The sequence below is a fragment of the Geomonas sp. RF6 genome (assembly GCF_021044625.1).
In the GTDB taxonomy this organism is placed as follows: Bacteria; Desulfobacterota; Desulfuromonadia; order Geobacterales; family Geobacteraceae; genus RF6.
Map to the genome: position 1 here is coordinate 1,432,434 of NZ_CP087999.1, position 17,888 is coordinate 1,450,321.

Annotated in this window: 16 protein-coding genes; 4 read left to right on the plus strand and 12 right to left on the minus strand. The window is 56.8% G+C overall.

What is annotated here, in order from left to right; genetic code table 11:
- Positions 1–11 precede the first annotated feature (11 nt).
- From LPW11_RS06150 to LPW11_RS06185, 8 genes are all read right to left on the minus strand, one after another.
- Positions 12–1,145, minus strand: coding sequence for a DNA cytosine methyltransferase (locus LPW11_RS06150; protein WP_230997251.1), 1,134 nt, complete (start codon positions 1,143–1,145; stop codon positions 12–14).
- A gap of 169 nt (positions 1,146–1,314) precedes the next feature.
- Positions 1,315–1,686, minus strand: a complete 372-nt coding sequence (locus LPW11_RS06155; RefSeq protein ID WP_230997252.1) for a BRO family protein — start codon at positions 1,684–1,686, stop codon at positions 1,315–1,317.
- Between the two features lie 290 nt (positions 1,687–1,976).
- The gene (locus tag LPW11_RS06160; protein ID WP_230997253.1) at positions 1,977–3,827 is read right to left on the minus strand and encodes a DUF927 domain-containing protein; all 1,851 of its coding nucleotides are present in this window, start codon (positions 3,825–3,827) and stop codon (positions 1,977–1,979) included.
- Positions 3,828–4,574: 747 nt separating this feature from the next.
- The gene (locus LPW11_RS06165) at positions 4,575–5,399 is read right to left on the minus strand and encodes a hypothetical protein (RefSeq protein WP_230997254.1); all 825 of its coding nucleotides are present in this window, start codon (positions 5,397–5,399) and stop codon (positions 4,575–4,577) included.
- Entirely contained in the window at positions 5,392–6,465 is a 1,074-nt protein-coding gene (locus LPW11_RS06170) for a tyrosine-type recombinase/integrase (RefSeq protein ID WP_230997255.1), read from the minus strand. The genes LPW11_RS06165 and LPW11_RS06170 overlap by 8 nt, the downstream gene beginning before the upstream one ends.
- Positions 6,466–7,042: 577 nt before the next feature.
- A complete protein-coding gene (gene tadA / locus LPW11_RS06175; RefSeq protein WP_230997256.1) occupies positions 7,043–7,597 on the minus strand; it encodes a tRNA adenosine(34) deaminase TadA in 555 nt (184 codons plus the stop codon).
- 47 nt (positions 7,598–7,644) lie between these two features.
- Positions 7,645–8,064, minus strand: coding sequence for a nickel-responsive transcriptional regulator NikR (gene nikR, locus LPW11_RS06180; protein ID WP_230997257.1), 420 nt, complete (start codon positions 8,062–8,064; stop codon positions 7,645–7,647).
- A 181-nt stretch (positions 8,065–8,245) separates the two neighbouring features.
- Positions 8,246–9,130 (minus strand): complex I NDUFA9 subunit family protein, encoded by an 885-nt coding sequence (locus tag LPW11_RS06185; protein ID WP_230997258.1) that lies wholly within the window; start codon positions 9,128–9,130, stop codon positions 8,246–8,248.
- A gap of 195 nt (positions 9,131–9,325) precedes the next feature.
- Here LPW11_RS06185 and LPW11_RS06190 point away from each other — a divergent pair, with 195 nt between their 5' ends.
- Positions 9,326–9,802 (plus strand): ferritin family protein, encoded by a 477-nt coding sequence (locus LPW11_RS06190; protein ID WP_230997259.1) that lies wholly within the window; start codon positions 9,326–9,328, stop codon positions 9,800–9,802.
- 352 nt (positions 9,803–10,154) lie between these two features.
- Here LPW11_RS06190 and LPW11_RS06195 read toward each other — a convergent pair whose 3' ends face one another.
- On the minus strand, positions 10,155–10,607 hold the full coding sequence (locus LPW11_RS06195) for an FKBP-type peptidyl-prolyl cis-trans isomerase (RefSeq protein WP_230997260.1): 453 nt from the start codon (positions 10,605–10,607) through the stop codon (positions 10,155–10,157).
- 212 nt (positions 10,608–10,819) lie between these two features.
- Here LPW11_RS06195 and LPW11_RS06200 point away from each other — a divergent pair, with 212 nt between their 5' ends.
- The 3 genes from LPW11_RS06200 to LPW11_RS06210 all read left to right on the plus strand — a co-directional run bounded on the left by LPW11_RS06200 (position 10,820) and on the right by LPW11_RS06210 (position 12,616).
- Positions 10,820–11,341 carry an NUDIX hydrolase gene (locus tag LPW11_RS06200; protein ID WP_230997261.1) on the plus strand — a complete coding sequence of 174 codons (522 nt, stop codon included), beginning with the start codon at positions 10,820–10,822 and terminating at the stop codon, positions 11,339–11,341.
- Positions 11,338–12,225: an RluA family pseudouridine synthase gene (locus LPW11_RS06205; RefSeq protein WP_230997262.1), complete on the plus strand. Its 888-nt coding sequence runs from the start codon at positions 11,338–11,340 to the stop codon at positions 12,223–12,225. The genes LPW11_RS06200 and LPW11_RS06205 overlap by 4 nt, the downstream gene beginning before the upstream one ends.
- Before the next feature lie 94 nt (positions 12,226–12,319).
- Positions 12,320–12,616, plus strand: coding sequence for a hypothetical protein (locus tag LPW11_RS06210; protein ID WP_230997263.1), 297 nt, complete (start codon positions 12,320–12,322; stop codon positions 12,614–12,616).
- 12 nt (positions 12,617–12,628) lie between these two features.
- Here the strand turns inward: LPW11_RS06210 and LPW11_RS06215 are convergent, their stop codons facing one another.
- From LPW11_RS06215 to LPW11_RS06225, 3 genes are all read right to left on the minus strand, one after another.
- Complete coding sequence (locus LPW11_RS06215) at positions 12,629–13,309, minus strand: cyclase family protein (RefSeq protein WP_230997264.1); 681 nt, start codon at positions 13,307–13,309, stop codon at positions 12,629–12,631.
- Positions 13,310–13,814: 505 nt separating this feature from the next.
- On the minus strand, positions 13,815–14,723 hold the full coding sequence (hslO, locus tag LPW11_RS06220) for an Hsp33 family molecular chaperone HslO (RefSeq protein ID WP_230997265.1): 909 nt from the start codon (positions 14,721–14,723) through the stop codon (positions 13,815–13,817).
- A gap of 115 nt (positions 14,724–14,838) precedes the next feature.
- Positions 14,839–17,133, minus strand: coding sequence for a peptidase U32 family protein (locus tag LPW11_RS06225; RefSeq protein WP_442899804.1), 2,295 nt, complete (start codon positions 17,131–17,133; stop codon positions 14,839–14,841).
- Positions 17,134–17,888 lie beyond the last annotated feature (755 nt).

Consider the following 17,888-nt stretch of genomic DNA (forward strand, 5'->3'; position numbering starts at 1 on the left):
TTGATAGAGGATTAGGCAGCTTTGCCAGTAATTTCTGAATTCGCCATGCTTCCTAAAAGGTAGTTAAGGCCCAAAATGGCAGCCAAGGTGTCATAGCTCTTTCTGTTGGTAGCTCCAAAGGCATGTACTCTGATATGCTCAGCAAGGAGCGCAGCAAAAAGAGGTGGGACTGCATTACCAACCTGCCTAATCACATGCCTGCCTGTTCCGTGGAATGTCCACCAGTCAGGGAAGGTCTGCATTCTGGCTGATTCCCTTGGTGTGACTTCTCGTGGAGCGAAAGGGTGCACGTGTCCTTTCCCGCCACCTTGATCCGAACCTACAATAATCGTAAAGCTTGGGCGTTCGGGGTTTAGCTTGTTGATACGAGTTTTGGGATCTCGCTCTCCAAATTCAAGATTCGAATACCTTTCTATGATTCTGGCGCTGTGCTTGCGACCAATGTGGTTAGATACGCCACTTCCCTCCCACGAAATGGGTAGATATCGCAACGCCTCTTTTACGGTGCGATATGGATTTTCCATTGCCACACCATGGGTCGGCGCCATCTCTGGAACCTTAATCCCATTTTTCGTCCCAATAAAGAAGATTCTGTCTCGGAACTGCGGAATTCCATAGTCCGCAACTTGATAACTATGCGCACTTACAGTGTAGACGCCCCCAAGGGTGAGTTCATCAAGAATATCTTCGTAGAGGGTTCCGCCATGGATCGTTTTAAGGCCAGCAACATTTTCAAATACAAAAGCTCGCGGCATTACTTCACGAATGATCCGCTCGTACTCCCAAACGAGGTTACCTCTGGGATCACCTAGCCCCTTTCGCCGCCCGAAAATCGAGAACGCCTGACAAGGAGGACCACCTATAACAATATCCACTTCTCGATCTCTGAGGTGTGACTCTTTGAGGAGGTCCGTAGCCGTTACCTTTCTGATATCTGCTGGGATCGAGTGGGCATGGGAGTAAAAATCTTTTTTGCCACTGTTCAAAATAAGGGTCTGGCACGAGAACGCGTCAATGTCCGTAGAGCACCCTATTTTAAAGCCTGCTGCGGAAAACCCCAAGTCAAGGCCCCCACCGCCGGAAAATAGGGAGAGGGCATTAAGTGTTCTGTCGCAACTATCAGTGGGCGCAATTTCATTAAACACGAACTTCTCCAAAAAGGGGGTCGAGAGCGGCGGAATTTTAGATTCCGCCGCCCAAGCTGGCCATCTATCTATGCGAAAATTCTATACTTACATTTATTGATGCGAATTATCTGGCCGCATTTTATAGCACTTTTCCCCTAGAATTGAAAGAGTTCTTACGCGCCCCCCCTTATTCCATTCCTAGCAGTCCAAGAGGCCAAGAGGCTGGGATCAGGTCTATCGACGTCTTCCTTGCCCTCTCCTGAATGTCACACGCCACAGCGGATGTGCCTTGGAATATCAGCTTGAGTGCCCCAGAGTCATTTACCATCAGCATTTTCCGCTTGCTGGTGCCATTGAAGACCGATTCTTTTCTCCACTCTGAGTCCTCAAGAGTGAGATTGTCTGTTTCTCTCTGCCGGTGAACTGCTTGGCTGTGATTCTCAATTCCCAGCAGATTGCATATATCGACCGCCGTGTACCAATGCTCGCCATCAAACTTACGAGTTGTGATTACTTGTGCCTCTTCTACGCCGAAGAGGTATCTCATTATTTTTGTCATCGTTTGTCTTCCTTTTGTGAATTTAGTGTTTTTCTGAGGCGACTGGGGCAACATGGGTAACAATGCCGTAAGCGTGCGATGTTACGATTTTCTTCCGGCGGAAGTTGTATCCTGGCGCGGTTATGGGCGGGGGAGCGGGGGGATACAATCCTGTACCGATGTTCCCTCTGCACCCCATGGTGTTCCCTGTTCACGATGCGCGCTATTCAATCATATGTGCTTAGTTTCAACACCTTACGACACCGCTACCCACGTACCCCCTGTTTCCTCAAAAAATTGATAGTTTGTGACTATTCATCTGCAATGGCCTTGGCCGTAAAGTGGTAAATCTTTTTCGTTCCGATCCCGGCCAGCCTGACGCTCCGCTGGTTTTTGCCGTCATTCCCAGGCAGGATCAACCCCCTTTCCACCAAGACTTTCGCCGCCCACTTCTTGTCAAAGCCAGAGCAGATCTCAGTGAAGGCTTCTGGTAATACGAGGTACTCGGTATTACCGTCGCCATTCTTGATGATGAACCCTGCTCGATTGTGTGTGACCTTGTGGGTATCAGGTACCCCCGTGCCCTTCTCCCGCGGTGTAAACCGAGACTCGCCATGGAGCTCAAAAAAGGCACGGACTTGGGAGAATAGAGCTGCCTCCTCCTGCATGCCTGTCCCTCCCCGCTTTTCTAGCAGCCCTTTGAAGCACTGAGCTGATGCCCTACTGGCATCGCCAAGTTCCCAGCCGGTTATTTCCAGAGCTGTCGCCATTTCGCCAGCGGCCGCAACCAGCGCAAACCGGTTCAGAAGCCTGTTGACCTGACCACTGGCGTCCTGTAATGCGTTCTCCTTTATGAAGTCATCCCGGTAGACCTTCACGTCCTGTATCACCTGGTCGTAATCCTCGATAACCTTCTCAATGAAAGCCCGAAAGGCCGTCCCATGACGTTCTGCTGCGTTACGCTTGAGCAACTCTGCCAACGCTGCGGGCGTATCGATATCATTCAGGTTTTCAAAGATCCCCATGTTGCAGCCTGCATCGGCGGGGATATCAGCTAAACGGATTTCTTGTCCAGCCCTTGCTTTTTTCCCACCTTCGACCATGTGATCGGCAAGCGTGATCTCACCGGAGGACAAAAATAGCAGCCGCCATGTCGCTTTCTGCCTAGCCTCACCCTTGATATTCGCCCTTTGCTTCCCTGCACCGTTGGCCAGCATGTATGAAATCTCGCCTGCATCCTTCGGCTGCACCTGTCCAAGCTCATCCAGAATTAGCAGGGTATCGTTGTGGGCCTTGGCAATGCCTTCCAAGCCATTGGAGGTGGATCGCCAGTTCTGGGTATATCGGTCGGGCTTTCCGTAGACCGAGGCTGCTACATGGAGGGCGGTGCTCTTTCCGGTACTACTGCCACCAACGAAGTTAAACCCTCCGCTTTCCTCGCCTAAGGCGTACAACATTGGAGACGCAAATGCGCAGGACACCGCAAATAGCAGACGTGAGTTACCCTTACAGAGCAGCGCCACATCACGCTTCCAATCGTCAAGCGATCCTCTGCTGACTAGCGGATTAGCTGATGCCGTGGACGATATGCACATTACGTCTTCCTCTCCTGCACCGATAACCTCATCAGGGAGGACAAATCGCGTACCGTACCACCCGGTCTTATCGGTTGTCAGAACCCGGTTGTTCTTAATCGGTTTGCTATTCTGAATGTAGTCAATCAACCGGAGTCTTGCCTTCTTGCCCGGCACCATGGACAACCCTTTTGACAGCAGGGCATCAACGATGGCTTCACCGTCTCGCCTCAAGTCGCTCATCTGCATGTGGTAACGCTGTTGGTTTCCGTCCCTGTCCTCGAATTCGAGTATCCGCCCCCAGTTCTGGCTGTTATCATCGCGGCTGTCAGCCACTACCCTTAGTGGGGCACACACCAGCATTTCCGGTTTAATTTGCGTCCCTGAAATTTCGGCCCAGTACACCCCCTCGCCGTTGATTGCGAATTCGTTCTTCCCAAGGATGGCCTTGATGACTTCCCCTTGGAATTCGCCATTTTCGGATTGCTGCCCTGCATTTGAGGTATCCCGAAAATTCGCACTATCTTGTTGAGGGTTGCCAACACTTGCCGCTTGTCCCTCCGTATATTTCATGCCTTCACCGTTCACTTTGATTCTCCCTATGCTTTATTGTTAATCTCCCCCCCCCCTGGCAGTCGACTGCTCAAGGGGAGGCTCACTTCTCACTTTCGACCCGAGATAGCAGATGACTCGTGGTCTGCGGATAGCAGGCTTATGCAATCGGCGGCCATCTGGTCAACTTTTCTGATGACGTAATTGAGGTTGATGTCTTCGGCTCCGGTGGCGATTGCGCATGCTTTACGGATGTCCACAAGTTGTCTCAACAGTCTGTTATCGTTCGCGCTCATAATTCCTCTCCTGTTGCCACGACGCATGGAGGCGCCGGGGGCTAGCACTATGTATTTAACGGCTCTGTGCCTCGACCCACTCGAAAAAGGCTGCCTCATCGATAAGCACACGACGGCCTGCGCGTTTGATCACACGGTCAAAGCCATTGCTCTTTGCGTTGAAAATGAGGTGACGGAGGCCACCCTGGGGAGGCCAAGCATGATGGTCATTCCATTTGGGGACAGGGATAAGACGGTGATTTTTTGCGGGTTCTTGATTCTGCATTCTACGACTCCTAGCATGTGGTGATTCAGTAACCGGTGCGCACCGTTTCTGTGAGGCCCGGTTGTAGCAAATCATCAATGCAGTGCCTAGACTGGGGTATGCTGATTACTGGGGTGCTATGGAAGGCGGCCGGTGGGGTGATGCGTATAGGGGGGGTATGAAAAAAGCCAGCGGGTGGAACGCTGGCTCTTAGATTACGGGGCTGGCTCTTAGGTTCGGGTGCTAGCTATTGTGAATCGGGCACGGTCCTTTCGGTTTCGAATACCCCGGATCTCCTTTCACTCGACTCGGCGCTCTCTCCTTAAAAACCGTACGTGTAACTTTTAAAAGGAGATTCCGCATTTCATGATCTTCCTTTCCTTTCAGGTTGAACAGCAGTTTCCCTGCCTCATCACAAGCCTCCGTATTCATGAAGTCAGCAAGCTTTCCGTGGCTGCAGGTGCAGCCTCGTTCCAACGCTTCCACTACGTATCGCGAGGCTTTGACCTCCATTTCTCGCTTCGGTCCCCACAGGTAATCGGTTAATTGCTTTGGCTCTGCTCCTGTCCCCTTTGGCATTCCCTTCTCGTTCCGCTTTGACCCAATGGAGGGAGTGAAGCCTTCGAAGCATGGAGGTTTTCTATCCCTAACGGCATGGTACAGGTCCGGAGGGAAAGATGGTAGGTTTTCAATCGCCCATTTCACGAATACCGCTGGTTCATGAACGATGCTATTGATGACGTCCATCGATGTTTCGTCTACCACTTTTTCCACAGTGAGGTACTGCAAGGTCCCTAGATCCCGTTGCTTCTCGATTATACCGTTTATTCGTTTGTACTTATCGGACAGGGCGACCAAGCGTTCCAAAGGCCAGTCGTCAACGTCAAGAGGCATTTTTTTGTCAGGATGCACAGACATTGCCAGCCATACGCATTGCTCATGAGTCCAATACGGCTCATATGCCCAATAAACGCAATCCTCAGGGGTTAAAGGTCTCCGAGGAGTGACAATGACATCAAGTCCTTCCACATCCATCAGCTTAATAATATTTTTGAATACCTCATCCATTCAGACTTTCTCCGAAGATTTTCTCGTTCATCGACGCAATAACCTTGCTGGTGTGCTGTTCCGAAAGGTGGCTGTACCTTTTTACCATGGCTAGCGTCTTATGCCCGAGGACATCGGCTATGTCAACGGTGGTTGCACCGTTCATGGCGAGATAACTGGCGGCACTATGCCGCAGGTCGTGAAACCTAAAGTCTGATATCTTAGCGATTTCAAGAGCCCGCTTCCACGATTTGCGGAGGTCCATCGGTGATTTACGGTCCGTAGAAGGAAAGAGAAGCTGCGTATCCAACTTGCGGACCTTGTGATGCTCCTTGAGCAGGTCAAGGGCATGACCCGCAATAGGCACATTACGCCGCTCGCCATTCTTGGTATCCTGCAAGATCACGCATTTACGGGCAAGGTCCACATCCCTCCACGTGAGAGTCATGATTTCGCTATAGCGCATACCTGATGAAAGGGCCAGAACGACAATAGTATAGAGGCTCTTATTCTTGCTCTCCCGGCAGGCTTTCAGGAGCGCCGGCCTTTCCTCCTCAGACAGAAACCGCACCCTCCCTCTTGGCTCGATGGGCTTCTTAACCTTCCGCACCGGGTTATCATCCAGCCAGCCCCACTCGTTCACCGCCACAGTGAAGGCGTGGGACAATGCAGCCAGATACCTCACCCCTGTCGCTGGAGTCCTCGGCGTCCCCTTTTTCGTCTTCCCTTGCAGAAGCTTATCGCGGCACTCCCCGATCATCGCGGGGGTCACATCGCAGAGGGTATAAGCGCCAATCTCGGCCTTCCACCAGTTAAGCTGGCCCTCCTGAACTTCCTTGCTCTTCGGCTTGCTTGGCAGGATCTGTTTTATGTACTGGTCGATCATGTCGGCCAACGTGTGCTTCTTCGCGGCGGTGGTCTTAAAGTGCCTTCCTTCGCGGATTGCAGCCTCGGTCGCCTGCGCCCACTTTTTGGCATCGGTCTTACGCTCAAAGGTCGCTGTCTGGACCGGGAAGCCCTTCAATCTTACCTGCACCCGAAAATGGCTTTTGCCGTCCTGGGTGGTCCTCTCCTGGATATATGCCATTGTTCACTGCCTCCTTTTAACAACTCACAACAAGTCACAAATAACAGCAAAAAACCACAACAATGATGCTCAATCAAATGGCCCTGTCGGATTTCGGCTGTTATATCAGCGCGTTAGGTGAAGGTCAAGATAAAATGGTGCACTCATGGTGCACTTCGTATTTTCCTCTTAGTCCAAAAGCCGTGTGAGACTAGTACATTACGCCACCCGCTCCATTACTGTCAGCTGCCGCCATTTGTCGCGCTCATTCGTGGTTAAAAGCACCACCAGTGCACCATTGACTGATTTTGGGCAACAAAAAAGGGGCTAGCCTTTATCAGCTAACCCCTCGGTCTAAAACGTAAAATTGTCTTTTTCTACACGGAGATTTTTGGTGCTTTTCTCTAAGATTTCGAGTCAGGCACCATCGACCACTCGGACACCTCTCCGTTTATTCAGTTTTCAACCGTGCTGCCGCGTGTGGCGCGGCGTCAGCGCCCCTTTCAGGTAACGCCAACAAGGTATAGCTTATTTTTTGCCTAAACTCAAGTCCTGCGTTTAATCTTCCGCGCCTACCTCAGAAAACCCCGCAGAAACCCTACGCTGCACTGGCAGAGGCTACGGCTTCGCCTTCGACATCAGTATCAGCCACCAGCAATTGTGCGGCTGCAACCTTTGCTGCTTTCGCTTCCTTCTTGCGTGCCCGCAAGGCAGAGAAAAAGTCGGATAGTAAGGCGGAGGTCTCTTCGCCCCTCACGCCGCTTGTCAGGACGACGCTGTGGTTGAGCCTGCTGTCGTTGGAGAAGTCATACAGCGATCCGGCGGCGCCTCCCTTCGGGTCAAAGGAACCGAAAACGACGCGGTCCAGCCTCGCGAGAATCACGGCGCCCATGCACATGGTGCACGGCTCCAGGCTGACATACAGGGTCGCGCCTGTCAGGCGCCAGCTGCCGAGCTTTTTGGCTGCCTTGCGGATGGCGATCATCTCGGCGTGGGCTGAGGGGTCCTGCCGGGACTCCCGCAGGTTGTGCCCGCGCGCGATGACCTTGCCGTCTTTCACGATGACGGCTCCGATGGGGACTTCGCCGATCACCTCGGCGCGCCGGGCCTGGTCGATCGCTTTCCCCATCCAGTATGCGTCATCACGATCCATACCTTTCACCGCTTTCGCATCACGCGTATTCTCTGCTGCGGAGGCTTTCAGTGCAGCCCCTCCCCTGAGGTCGTCATCACCAGCTTGCCGTGCTTGACCCCTTTCACTCCGATAAGCTCGTCGGCGATGCGCCTTACTTCGCGCGCCTTCCCCCGTACCACCAGCACTTCGAGACAGTTGTGCGCATCGAGGTGTACGTGCAGCGCGGAGATGATCTGATCGTGGTGGGAATGCTGCTGCTCCGTCAGCTTGTCGGAAAGGTCACGGACGTGGTGGTTGTACACCAGCGTCACCGTGCCGACCGCCTCCTTTTCCCCTTCTTCCCATTCGAGTTCCACCAGGGCGGCGCGGATCAGGTCGCGGATCGCCTCGGAGCGGTTCGCGTACCCCTTCTGCTCGATGAGCTTGTCGAAGCTCTCGAGGAGCCCTTCGTCCATGGAAATCCCGAAACGGATCGTTTCACCCATACTGCGACCTCTCCTTTGTCGTGTGCTGCGACACTATAGCTTAAAAGAAGTCGCGGAGTCAAAATGTGGGATCCGCTGGCGCGGATAAGAGGTGGAGGTGGACTGCCGGAAACGCTGCGCTTATTCCGGCCTACATTTTCGCGTCGCTATGTCGGCAAAGTCGGCAGGGTGAAACGGAGCCTCATCGGGCGAGGTATTGGCGGATGCCTGTTTCGAAGGGGATGGGGTCGAAGGCGAAGGTCTTGCGCCACGTCCCGTCGCAAACATTTCCCTGCACCAGCATCTTCAACTGATCTTCAGTGATCGGAAATTGGGGGAAATGCTGCAGAAAGGGTACTACCAGGCGCATGAGGAAAAGTGGGTTCTTCACCTTGAGGACGTGGCGCTTCCCCAGGACCCGGCCCATCGTGTCCAGAAGCTCGTTGTAGGTCATCCGGTCGGGGCCGCACAGTTCGTACGTCTTTCCTACCGTCTCCGGCATATCCAGCGCCATTGCAAAGCAGCGGGCCACGTCGTGCCCGGAGATCGGCTGCAACTGGTACTCGCCGTCCCCTATCACCGGCATCGCAGGATATAGCCGCAGGTAACTCGCCAGCTTGTTCACAAACTCGTCCTTGGGGCCGAAGATGATCGACGGGCGAAAGATGGTGTAATGCAGCCCCGAATCCCGCACCGCCACCTCCGCTCGGTACTTGCTCTGAAAGTATCCGGAATCGGTGTCGGGACCCGTGCCGAGGGCGGACATCTGCAGGTGGCGCCGGATTCCTGCCTCGCGGGCAGCTGCGATAATGTTGCGCGTTGCCTCCACATGGAGTCGCTCGAAGGTGACGCCGCGCTCCGGGAACTCGCGGATGATCCCGACGAGGTTGATGGTGGCGTCGCATCCTGCCATATCCTTTGCAAAGGTGGAGAGATCGGTTACGTCCCCCAGCACCTGCTCCGTTCCCGGCTCCGGCTTCTCGCAACGATGGTGCACGAGGACTCTTACCTGATGCCCTCTCGCGACAAGTTCCTTTCTCAGGTGCCCACCGACAAAACCTGTCCCTCCGACAAGGAATACCCGCATCGCCCCCCTCCTTTCAGGTAAAATCAGCTACAGTGTAGCAGGCGTCTGTCAAAGCACCACACGAGCGGGCGTCATAGACAGAGCGACAGTCGGCTAGTATCATCATTTCCATGACATTGAACGGGCCTCTCTGTCCCAGATAGAGACGCGACATTTCCCATACAGTAACTACCGTTTTATGAAAAGGAGGCAGCCATGTCAGATCAGAAACCTTCATGCAACACGATCGAAGACGCAATCGAGTTGGCGGCGCGCATGGAAAACGACTCCTTCAGGAATTACCTCTCGGCGCTGCGGATGGTGAAGGATCAGGGGGCCAGGGAAATACTGAGGGAGGCGGCGCTCGACGAGCTCGAGCACAAGCACCAGCTGGAAAAGACTCTGGTGGAAGGGGAGATGAAGGGGGACGGGCGCCTGCAGAAGAAAGCCGCAGTCATGAACCTCGGATCTATCCTCGGGAAGCGGGAGATCGGGCCGGACTCCGATGTGCAGGAGGCGCTCTCATTCGCCATTCACCTGGAAAAGGGAGCGGTAGATTTCTACCAGCAGATGGCGGAGGGATACTCCGGCGCGCCGATCGGCGTCCTCTTCGAGCACATGCTGGCTGACGAGAGCCGGCACCTGCAGTGCCTTGAGGACCTGTACGAGGCGCATTTTCTGGTGGAGAACTAGCGGGAGGAAAGACATCAGCCAAGACTCGAAGCAATTATGCTTCAGCCTTCCTTGCCATTGGCGGGTGCTTGACAGGCGTGAGTGATAAGCTGCCGCAGGACAAATCCCCCTGTCCCCTTCGCAAAGGGGGGGACGCGAGTTCTCGTGCAGTGGGTGAACTACCGTGCAAATCCTTGGGAGTGCAGAACCCTTCGCGAAGGGGGGAACGTATTAGCATCGCTTTTTCGTTTAAGGGGCGCAGAAACCTTGGTTCCCGGCCTTCCGGAATGCCCGATGCACAAAAAAATCCCCCTCGGCTGACCGGAGGGGGATTTTCTTGTACTTCCTGGCAAAGCTGCAGACTACACGCGTCTTACAGGATCTCCACCAGTTTGAGGTCGAAGTTCAGTGCCTGGCCGGCAAGCGGGTGGTTGGCGTCGATGGTGATCGTCTCGTCGGTCACCTCGGTCACCATTACCTGGAAAACCTGCCCGTCCGCCTGGGTCACTTCCAGCTGCTGCCCCACCTCGGGGTTCATTTCGGGCGGCAGGTCGCCACGCGGCACTTCCGCCACCATTTCTTCAATCCTTTCACCGTATGCTTCGTCGACGGGAATGTGGATCGTTTTGGTCTCGCCCGGGCTCATCCCAACGATGGCTGCCTCGAAGCCGGGAATGACCTCACCTTCGCCTACGGTGAATTCCAGCGGGCCGTGCCCGCCCGAGCAATCATCATCCTCACAAATGGAGGAATCGAATACGGAGCCGTCATCAAGCTTCCCCGTGTAGTCAACCTTTACGCGATCCCCCTGTTTTGCCTGTGCCATAGTGCACCACCTTTTGTTTTATGGTCCCTCGAAGTGGGTGAAAATAGCAGATCACTTCATCATTTTCCAATAAATTGTGCCACACGGTGGAAGGCAAAGGAAGCGGCGGTTGCACATTTGCCTTCCGTATTGGTGCGGCGCCCTCCCGGGGAGCGGAAATCGCCCCTTCACTTCGAGGGGCGGAAATGGTATGTATCGTCACTGGAGGAAGCATGCAAACCAAAGACAACACCATCATTTTCAACGGTCTCGTGGTGGATGTGGAGCAGATGGAAGTGCTGATCGGGGAGCGGGGATGGCATACCTACCAGATCGTGCGCCACCCCGGGGGCGCGGCGATCCTCCCGCTGCACGAGGACCGCACCGTGACACTGATACGGCAGCTGCGCCCCGCGGTCGGGGAATTCCTCCTGGAGCTTCCGGCCGGGCGCCTGTCGCCGGAGGAGGATCCCGGGGAGTGTGCCGCCAGGGAACTCGTGGAGGAAACGGGGCTGAAGTCCTCCACCATCAAACCCCTCGGCATACTTCATTCTTCCCCGGGAGTCTTCGATGAAATAATTCATCTCTTTCTCGCCACGAACCTGGAGCAGGGGGAGGCGCTCCCGGAGGCGTACGAGGATATTTCCGCGGTGCGCATTCCTTTTGAAGAGGCGCTCCGGATGGCGGCAGAGGGGGAAATTACGGACGGCAAGACGATAGCGGCGCTTCTTCGTGCGGAGAGGCTCCTTAGATGATATTGACGGCACGGGTAACCACAGAAGAAGCGGGGATGCGCCTGGACGACGGCGCAAAGGCCCTCTTTCCAAACCTTTCGAAGACGGAGATAAGAAGGATCATCGACTGGGGGGGGTGCAACGTCTCCCAGGCGCTGGTGCGGGTGGCATCGCGCACGCTGAAGGAAGGGGACGAAATTGCGCTCGGCATCATGGAGGCTTCCCGCTGCATCGACCTTGTCTACCGCAAAGAGGATCTCCTCTACGAGGATTCGGATTTCATCGCGGTGTACAAGGCCGCCGGCTTCAATACGCAACGCACACCGTACCAATTGAAGGGGACGGTCGAGTATGCGGTGGATTGCTACCTGAAAAAGCTCGGGCTGAAGGAGCCGGCGCGGGTCATCCACCGGCTGGACCGCGGCACCTCCGGGGTGATGTTCTTCCCCAAGAACAAGAGAAGTGCCACCCTGATCTCCGCTCTTCTGAAAGAGGGCAAGGTGGACAAGACATACTGGGCGCTCGTTTCCGGGACTCCCGACCGCACCGGGTGGCGCGACGACTCGCCGATTGGTAAGCTTGGGAAGTTCAAGTATGGCGTCGCCTTCGGCGGGAAGCCGGCATCTACCATCTTTACCGTTCTAGGCGAGGCAAACGGGATGACCCTCGTGGAGGCGAAGCCGCTGACCGGGCGTACCCACCAGATTAGGGTGCACCTCAAGCACGCGGGCTTCCCGGTCGTTGGGGACGAAGCCTACGGGGGCGCACCCGCAGCTCGCATGATGCTGCACTGCCGCAGCATGCGCTTCACCGGGCCGAGGGGGAGGATCATCGAGGCGGTGGCGCCGCTCGATGATGACTTTGCCGCCGCGGCCCCCGAAGTGATCGAGAACGCCCCCGCGTAGCAGGTTTTGAAACTGGGTAGCTGGGTAATGCGCCGGAACCGGCGGAAGGTTCCGGCTTTTGAAGGAAGAGCATTCACACACACGGGAGGGGAAAATGAAAAAAGCACTGGTAACCATCGCACTGTCGTGCAGCATCGCCCTCGCAGCCACCGCGGCCCTCTGGGCCGGAGACCAGCCCGGCTGCGGCAACTGCCAGAAAGTCGCCCAGAACACGGCGCAGGCGGCGGAGAAGAAGTGCATCTGCGAGTCGTGCTCCGAAGGGAAGAAAAACGCCGCCTGCACCTGTGGTTGCAACACGAGCAAAGGTTGCGACCTGAAAGGGTGCGACAGCTGCGCGAAAAAAGAAAAGTCACAGCAGAAACCGTGCTGTGACCAGAAGAAAGCGAAGTAAAGAGGCTGTTTTTTACGACAGAGGCCACTTCGTGGTGTGCGGGTCGAAATGGGAATCCTCATTCGGCCCGGCACCCCCTCTGAGAATAGCCCTGACCGGGGCGCCGTCGCCGCCTGCGATTCTCAACGGGAGGCAGATCAGCTCGTACTCACCGGCAGGCACATCGGAAAGATTGAGACCTTCCAGTATCAGCGCCCCCCCGTCCAGAAGGGCCCGGTGCACCGATCCGTCCCCCTCGTACCGCTCCATCGAAAGATAATCTATCCCCACCAGCTTCACCCCGCATTCCATCAGGTATTGCGCCCCGTCAACCGAAAGCGCAGCGAAGTCGGAGGTAAATGAGCTCCTCTTCCACAGCATGGAGTTGTCCGTCTTTAAAAGAAGCCGCCCGACTCCGCGCACCGGCAGCCGCTCGAGCTCTCTGCGCCCTATCACCTTCACCTCCGGGATCTCGACCACCAGCGCCGGCCCGATCAGGAGGGGGAGCGGGATCTGGTCCACCGTGGCCCCCTGGTCGTCGAAGTGGCGCGGGGCGTCGATGTGCGTGCCGCTGTGCGTGGAGATGATGACCCGGGAGACATTCGCTGCCTCCCCTTCGGAGATCTGGGACCAGGGATCGATACGGACGGAGGGGTCGCCGGGATAGACCGGCAGGGTGGGAGCAAGGGGAACGCTGATGTCGTGAATGCGCATATAGGCCTCGCACCTCGATCGTTAGACTACCGCTTCATTATACCGCTACTGCTCAAAAAAGGTTCACCCGGAAATTCCTGGGAACGAGGTGGCCGGAGTCGCCCTAAAGCAAGGCAAATCCCCCTGTCCCCCCTTCGCAAAGGCTCATCCGAGAATTCCGGGGAAGTCGTAGTATGTTCCGCACGAGGCCTCGCGCCCCCCCCTTTGCGAAGGGGGGACAGGGGGGATTTTGTCTTGGCGGGGACCGTCATGAAACCGCGCAACTGCTGTGGTCAGGGCAATTTACAAAAAAGTGGTGGGGCCTATGTCGTTGATCTTTAGGCTGCCGCAGCACTGCGGTTCGACGACCGAGATGTACTGTTAAACGGGCTGAGGAGACTTGAAGATCAAATCCCCCCTACCCCCCTTCGCAAAGGGGGGAACGCGAGTTCACTTGCAGTGACGGCAGATCGCCGGAAACGCTGCGCTTATTCCGGCCTACATCTCCCTACCGTGCATCATCTCCCTACCGTGCATCATCTCCCTGCCCCTGCGCTCCCGCCTCCAGCTCTTTCAGCAGCGCATCGAGGTCTTCGTGGCTGAAGCTGTACTGCTGCCGGCAAAACTCGCAGGTCACCTCGGCTCCTCCCTGCTCTTCGATGAGTGAGAGGATCTCGTCGTGTCCCGTGGAGATGAGAACCCGCTCGATCCTCTCCCTGCTGCAACTGCAGGCAAAGGCGAGCGCCCTCTTTTCGAGGGTGTCGTGCGGAAGGTCCTGGAAAAGGAGCTCCAGGATCTCCTCCGGCGACTTTCCCTGGCGCAGCAGGTCACTCAGGGGGGGCATCTCGCCGATCCTGTTCATGAGCTGATCCACCACTTCGGTATCGACCGGGGGAAGCGCCTGGATAAGGAAGCCGCCCGAGACGGCAACGTTTCCGTCGCTGTCGATGAACTCCGAAAGCGCCACGGCGGATGGGATCTGCTCGGACTCCACAAGATAAAGCGCCAGGTCCTGCGCGATCTCACCGGAGTACAGCATGACGCTGCCGCGGTACGGCTCCTTCAGCATAAGGTCCTTTGTGACGGTGAGAAAGCCGGCGCGCCCGAGCCCGGAGGCGACATTGAGCCTTCCGTCGGGGCGCATGAGCTGCACCAGCGGCTCCGCTACATAGCCGCGCACGCTTCCGTTACTGTCGGCCTCCACTATGATCTTCTTCAACGGGCCGTTCCCTTCGTAGCGCAGCGCAACCCGCTGCCCCGTCTTGAGAAGGGCCCCCATGAGGGTCCCGGCCGTCAGCGCCCTGCCAAGTGCGGCGGTTGCGGTGGGGAGCGTCCCATGACGCTTGCACCCTTCCGACACCAGCTCGGTGGTGACGCATGCAAGGCCGCGTATCTTCCCGTTTTTCGCTATAACTCTTACCAAATAGTCGCCCACTACCGACCTCCGATCGTTTTGCTATTTTTTTGGTGTAGACGAATCCAGCCCTTTCTGCTTGCGGTGCCGGAAACGCTTCGCTTATTCCGGCCTACAATGATCGGCCTGCGTACTCCTAAACCAGCTCTGCCGAATAGTTGAAGGACGATGCGCCCTGCACCGCCACCCCCTTCCGGCACGCCTCCAGCACGCGGTCGCGATCGCCCTGCTGCAGCTGACTCACATCGACTATGAAAGAGCCGCAGCCGAGCTGGCGCAGCTCGTTTCTGTGCTGCGTGATGGCAAAGGGGGTCTGGGCTGTGACGATGCTGAGGTGGTCCTTTGTCTTCACCAGGTACCCTTCACCCTTGTCCGAGGTGATCGGCGCGTCCCCCTTTATTTCCTTTATGGCAATCTTTGAGGTAATCACCGGCACCGGTGCATAGAGGAGCACAGAGCGCGGGAGGTCGATCTGCGCCGCCAGGAGCTGCGTCAGGTTCTCCCGGTCATCCTCTATGTACAGCGTCGCGCGCTTCGCTCCCAGTTCCTGCCAGGTGAGAAGAGCCTGGCTGTTCAGCGAGAAGAGGCGATAGTCGGTGGCGAGCTCCGCGTCCACCCCCTTGAAAAGCTGGAAGTGCGACAGGTTGGACAGCTCGAAACGCGTGAAGCCGGCCGCGACTATGGCGGCGACGGCATCGCGGAAGAAGGGGATGTCCGCCTCGAAGATGATGAAGGGGATGTGCCAGATGACTCGCCGCTCCGAGCCTTTCAGCTTTCTCGCGAGGAAGGAGAGCTGGTGCAGGTTCGCCCGCGACACCGGGAGCGTCACGGCGTCGATGCCGTCCCGGTGCAGTTCGAACCAGTCCTTCCCCTGCTCCACGCACACTGTCACCTCGTCCTTGCCGCGAGAAGGAGCGGGACGTCCTGGAACGAGGGCGGCGAGCGCCTCCTCGCGGCCGATGCGGCTTTTTTTCTTCAGGCTCCCGATCGTCTCGTTGGCGAGCCACGAGTAGAATGCCCGGCGGATCTCCTTGAGGCGCGGCCCTGGAATGAGGAGGGACGGGAAATCCGGCGCGGAGAGGGAGCTCAGGGAGAATGACGTCTCGCCCGTCTTGGCGAACTGCCCTCTCAAAACCCCTTCCATATCGCTCGTCCGGGAAGGCTCCAGCTCCCCGAGCGGGTAGTGCGCCACGAAGCGGCTCCCGAGGACTTCTGCTGCTATCTGCAGCGTGCCGTTGTCGTGGGAGAGGGTAAGTGCGCAGGGTATGCTCCCCCCCTTCACGCTCTCAAGCTTCTTCAAGCAGGCGTTCTCGCTCATGGTGAACGCCGTCTCCGACGAGACCTTGAAGACGGAGTCGCCGAGCTTGAAGGGGAAAGGGGAAGTGGTGGAGACGAGGGTATTCTCCTTCACCGACTTCACCGGCTTGTCGAAGATGAAGAGCTCCTTGATGGTAAAGGCGCGCCCCGCCATGTCCGTCTTCGGCTGGACCCGGATCCGGTCCCCCACGTGGAGGCGGTCCTTCGTTTCAAAGGAGATGCGGCTGCCGCGAATCGACCTGATATCGCCGAGATACCGACCCGTCGCCCCTTTGATGGACGGCGTGGAAATGTCGGTGGGGGTGTGGGAGGCGAGGAACCCTTTTGTGGGGACGCGGCCGAAGGAGAGCTTCAGCAGCGCCTTCGCCTCCGCCAGCGCAGCCTCGCGCCGCTCCGGAGGGGCGTCGAGCACCAGGCGATAGGCCCCGGTGACGCTCGCGACGTACTCCGCGGACTTCATGCGCCCCTCGATCTTGAGGGAGGCGACGCCCGCATCGACCAGCTGAGGGATCATCTCGATGCTGGAGAAATCGTTTGTGGAGAGGTAATACCCTTCCTTGCCGCGGTACTTGTACTGGCGTCGGCACGGCTGGGCGCAGCGCCCGCGGTTGCCGCTGTGGCCGCCGAGGAAGGAAGAGAAATAGCACTGCCCGGAAAAGGAGAAGCAGAGCGCGCCGTGGATGAAGCACTCAATCTCCGCTTGGCTCTTTTCCACGATGGTGCGGATCTCATCGATGTGGAGTTCCCGAGCGAGAACGACGCGCTCGAAGCCGAGTTCCTCGAGCTGGCGAACGCCCAGCGAGTTGTGGATCGTCATCTGCGTGGAAGCGTGCAACGGCAGACCGGGGAAGAAGTTGCGGGCCAGGCGCGCGACCGCCATATCCTGCAGGATGACGCCGTCAACCCGCATCGCCTCAAGGGCAGCGAGGACGTCGATGAGGAGAGGAAGCTCCGACTCCTTTACGAGGGTGTTGATGGTGACGTAGACCTTCCTGCCGAGGGAGTGGGCGTAGGCGGTCATGCGCTCCATGTGGGAGAGGGTAAAGTTCTTCGCCTTGGCGCGCGCGGAAAACTCCTTGAGGCCGGCATAGACTGCGTCGGCCCCCTTTTCCATGGCGGCGAAAAAAGCCTCCAGCGACCCTGCGGGAGCCAGAAGTTCCGGTTTTTTTAAGGATTTAATCGAATTATTGCTGGGCATCCGCTTAGAGTACCGGAAGGGGGAAAAAGGGTCAAGCTTGAAGGCTGGCAGGTGAGTTAGAGATAATTATGGCAATCAGAAGAAGGGGGAACGGATGAGAAGAGACATGAGTAGTTACATTGAAGGGTGCAAATGGGAAAGGTGGAAACCTTGGTGGGGTGATGGTCGCGGCTCATCCAACAGCTTGTGCCGCTGATACAGTGGTGCAGGGCGGAATAAGGGAAGCATTTCCGGCATAAGGTGGTCGCAGGCAGCGTAATGCCGGGAACGCCTGCGGCTTATCCCGGCCTACATTTACCTACAGTTTCGCCGATGCTATTTCTCCCGCGTCGGCTGAGACTTGTGCCGGGCCCGCTCTTCGTCATGTCGCTATGTAGGCCGGAATAAGCGAAGCGTTTCCGGCATAAGGTGGTCGCAGGCAGCGTAATGCCGGCAACGCCTGCGGCTTATCCCTGCCTACATTTACCTACAGTTTCGCCGATGCTATTTCTCCCGCGTCGGCTGAGACTTGTACGGCGCCCGCTTTTCGTCATATCGCTATGTAGGCCGGAATAAGCGGAGCGTTTCCGGCATAAGGTGGTCGCAGGCAGCGTAATGCCGGGAACGCCTGCGGCTTATCCCGGCCTACATTTACCTACAGTTTCGCCGATGCTATTTCTCCCGCGTCGGCT

What these genes read in the sequence shown, in the direction of transcription:
- LPW11_RS06170 (WP_230997255.1), bottom strand. Translation starts at nt 6,465, where the DNA reads ATGGCATATATCCAGGAGAGGACCACCCAGGACGGCAAAAGCCATTTT.
- LPW11_RS06210 (WP_230997263.1), top strand. Translation starts at nt 12,320, where the DNA reads ATGAAAAAAGCACTGGTAACCATCGCACTGTCGTGCAGCATCGCCCTC.
- LPW11_RS06200 (WP_230997261.1), top strand. Translation starts at nt 10,820, where the DNA reads ATGCAAACCAAAGACAACACCATCATTTTCAACGGTCTCGTGGTGGAT.
- LPW11_RS06155 (WP_230997252.1), bottom strand. Translation starts at nt 1,686, where the DNA reads ATGACAAAAATAATGAGATACCTCTTCGGCGTAGAAGAGGCACAAGTA.
- LPW11_RS06185 (WP_230997258.1), bottom strand. Translation starts at nt 9,130, where the DNA reads ATGCGGGTATTCCTTGTCGGAGGGACAGGTTTTGTCGGTGGGCACCTG.
- LPW11_RS06165 (WP_230997254.1), bottom strand. Translation starts at nt 5,399, where the DNA reads ATGGATGAGGTATTCAAAAATATTATTAAGCTGATGGATGTGGAAGGA.
- LPW11_RS06190 (WP_230997259.1), top strand. Translation starts at nt 9,326, where the DNA reads ATGTCAGATCAGAAACCTTCATGCAACACGATCGAAGACGCAATCGAG.
- LPW11_RS06195 (WP_230997260.1), bottom strand. Translation starts at nt 10,607, where the DNA reads ATGGCACAGGCAAAACAGGGGGATCGCGTAAAGGTTGACTACACGGGG.
- tadA (WP_230997256.1), bottom strand. Translation starts at nt 7,597, where the DNA reads ATGGATCGTGATGACGCATACTGGATGGGGAAAGCGATCGACCAGGCC.
- LPW11_RS06225 (WP_442899804.1), bottom strand. Translation starts at nt 17,133, where the DNA reads ATGGAAAAGGGGGCCGACGCAGTCTATGCCGGCCTCAAGGAGTTTTCC.
- nikR (WP_230997257.1), bottom strand. Translation starts at nt 8,064, where the DNA reads ATGGGTGAAACGATCCGTTTCGGGATTTCCATGGACGAAGGGCTCCTC.
- LPW11_RS06215 (WP_230997264.1), bottom strand. Translation starts at nt 13,309, where the DNA reads ATGCGCATTCACGACATCAGCGTTCCCCTTGCTCCCACCCTGCCGGTC.
- LPW11_RS06205 (WP_230997262.1), top strand. Translation starts at nt 11,338, where the DNA reads ATGATATTGACGGCACGGGTAACCACAGAAGAAGCGGGGATGCGCCTG.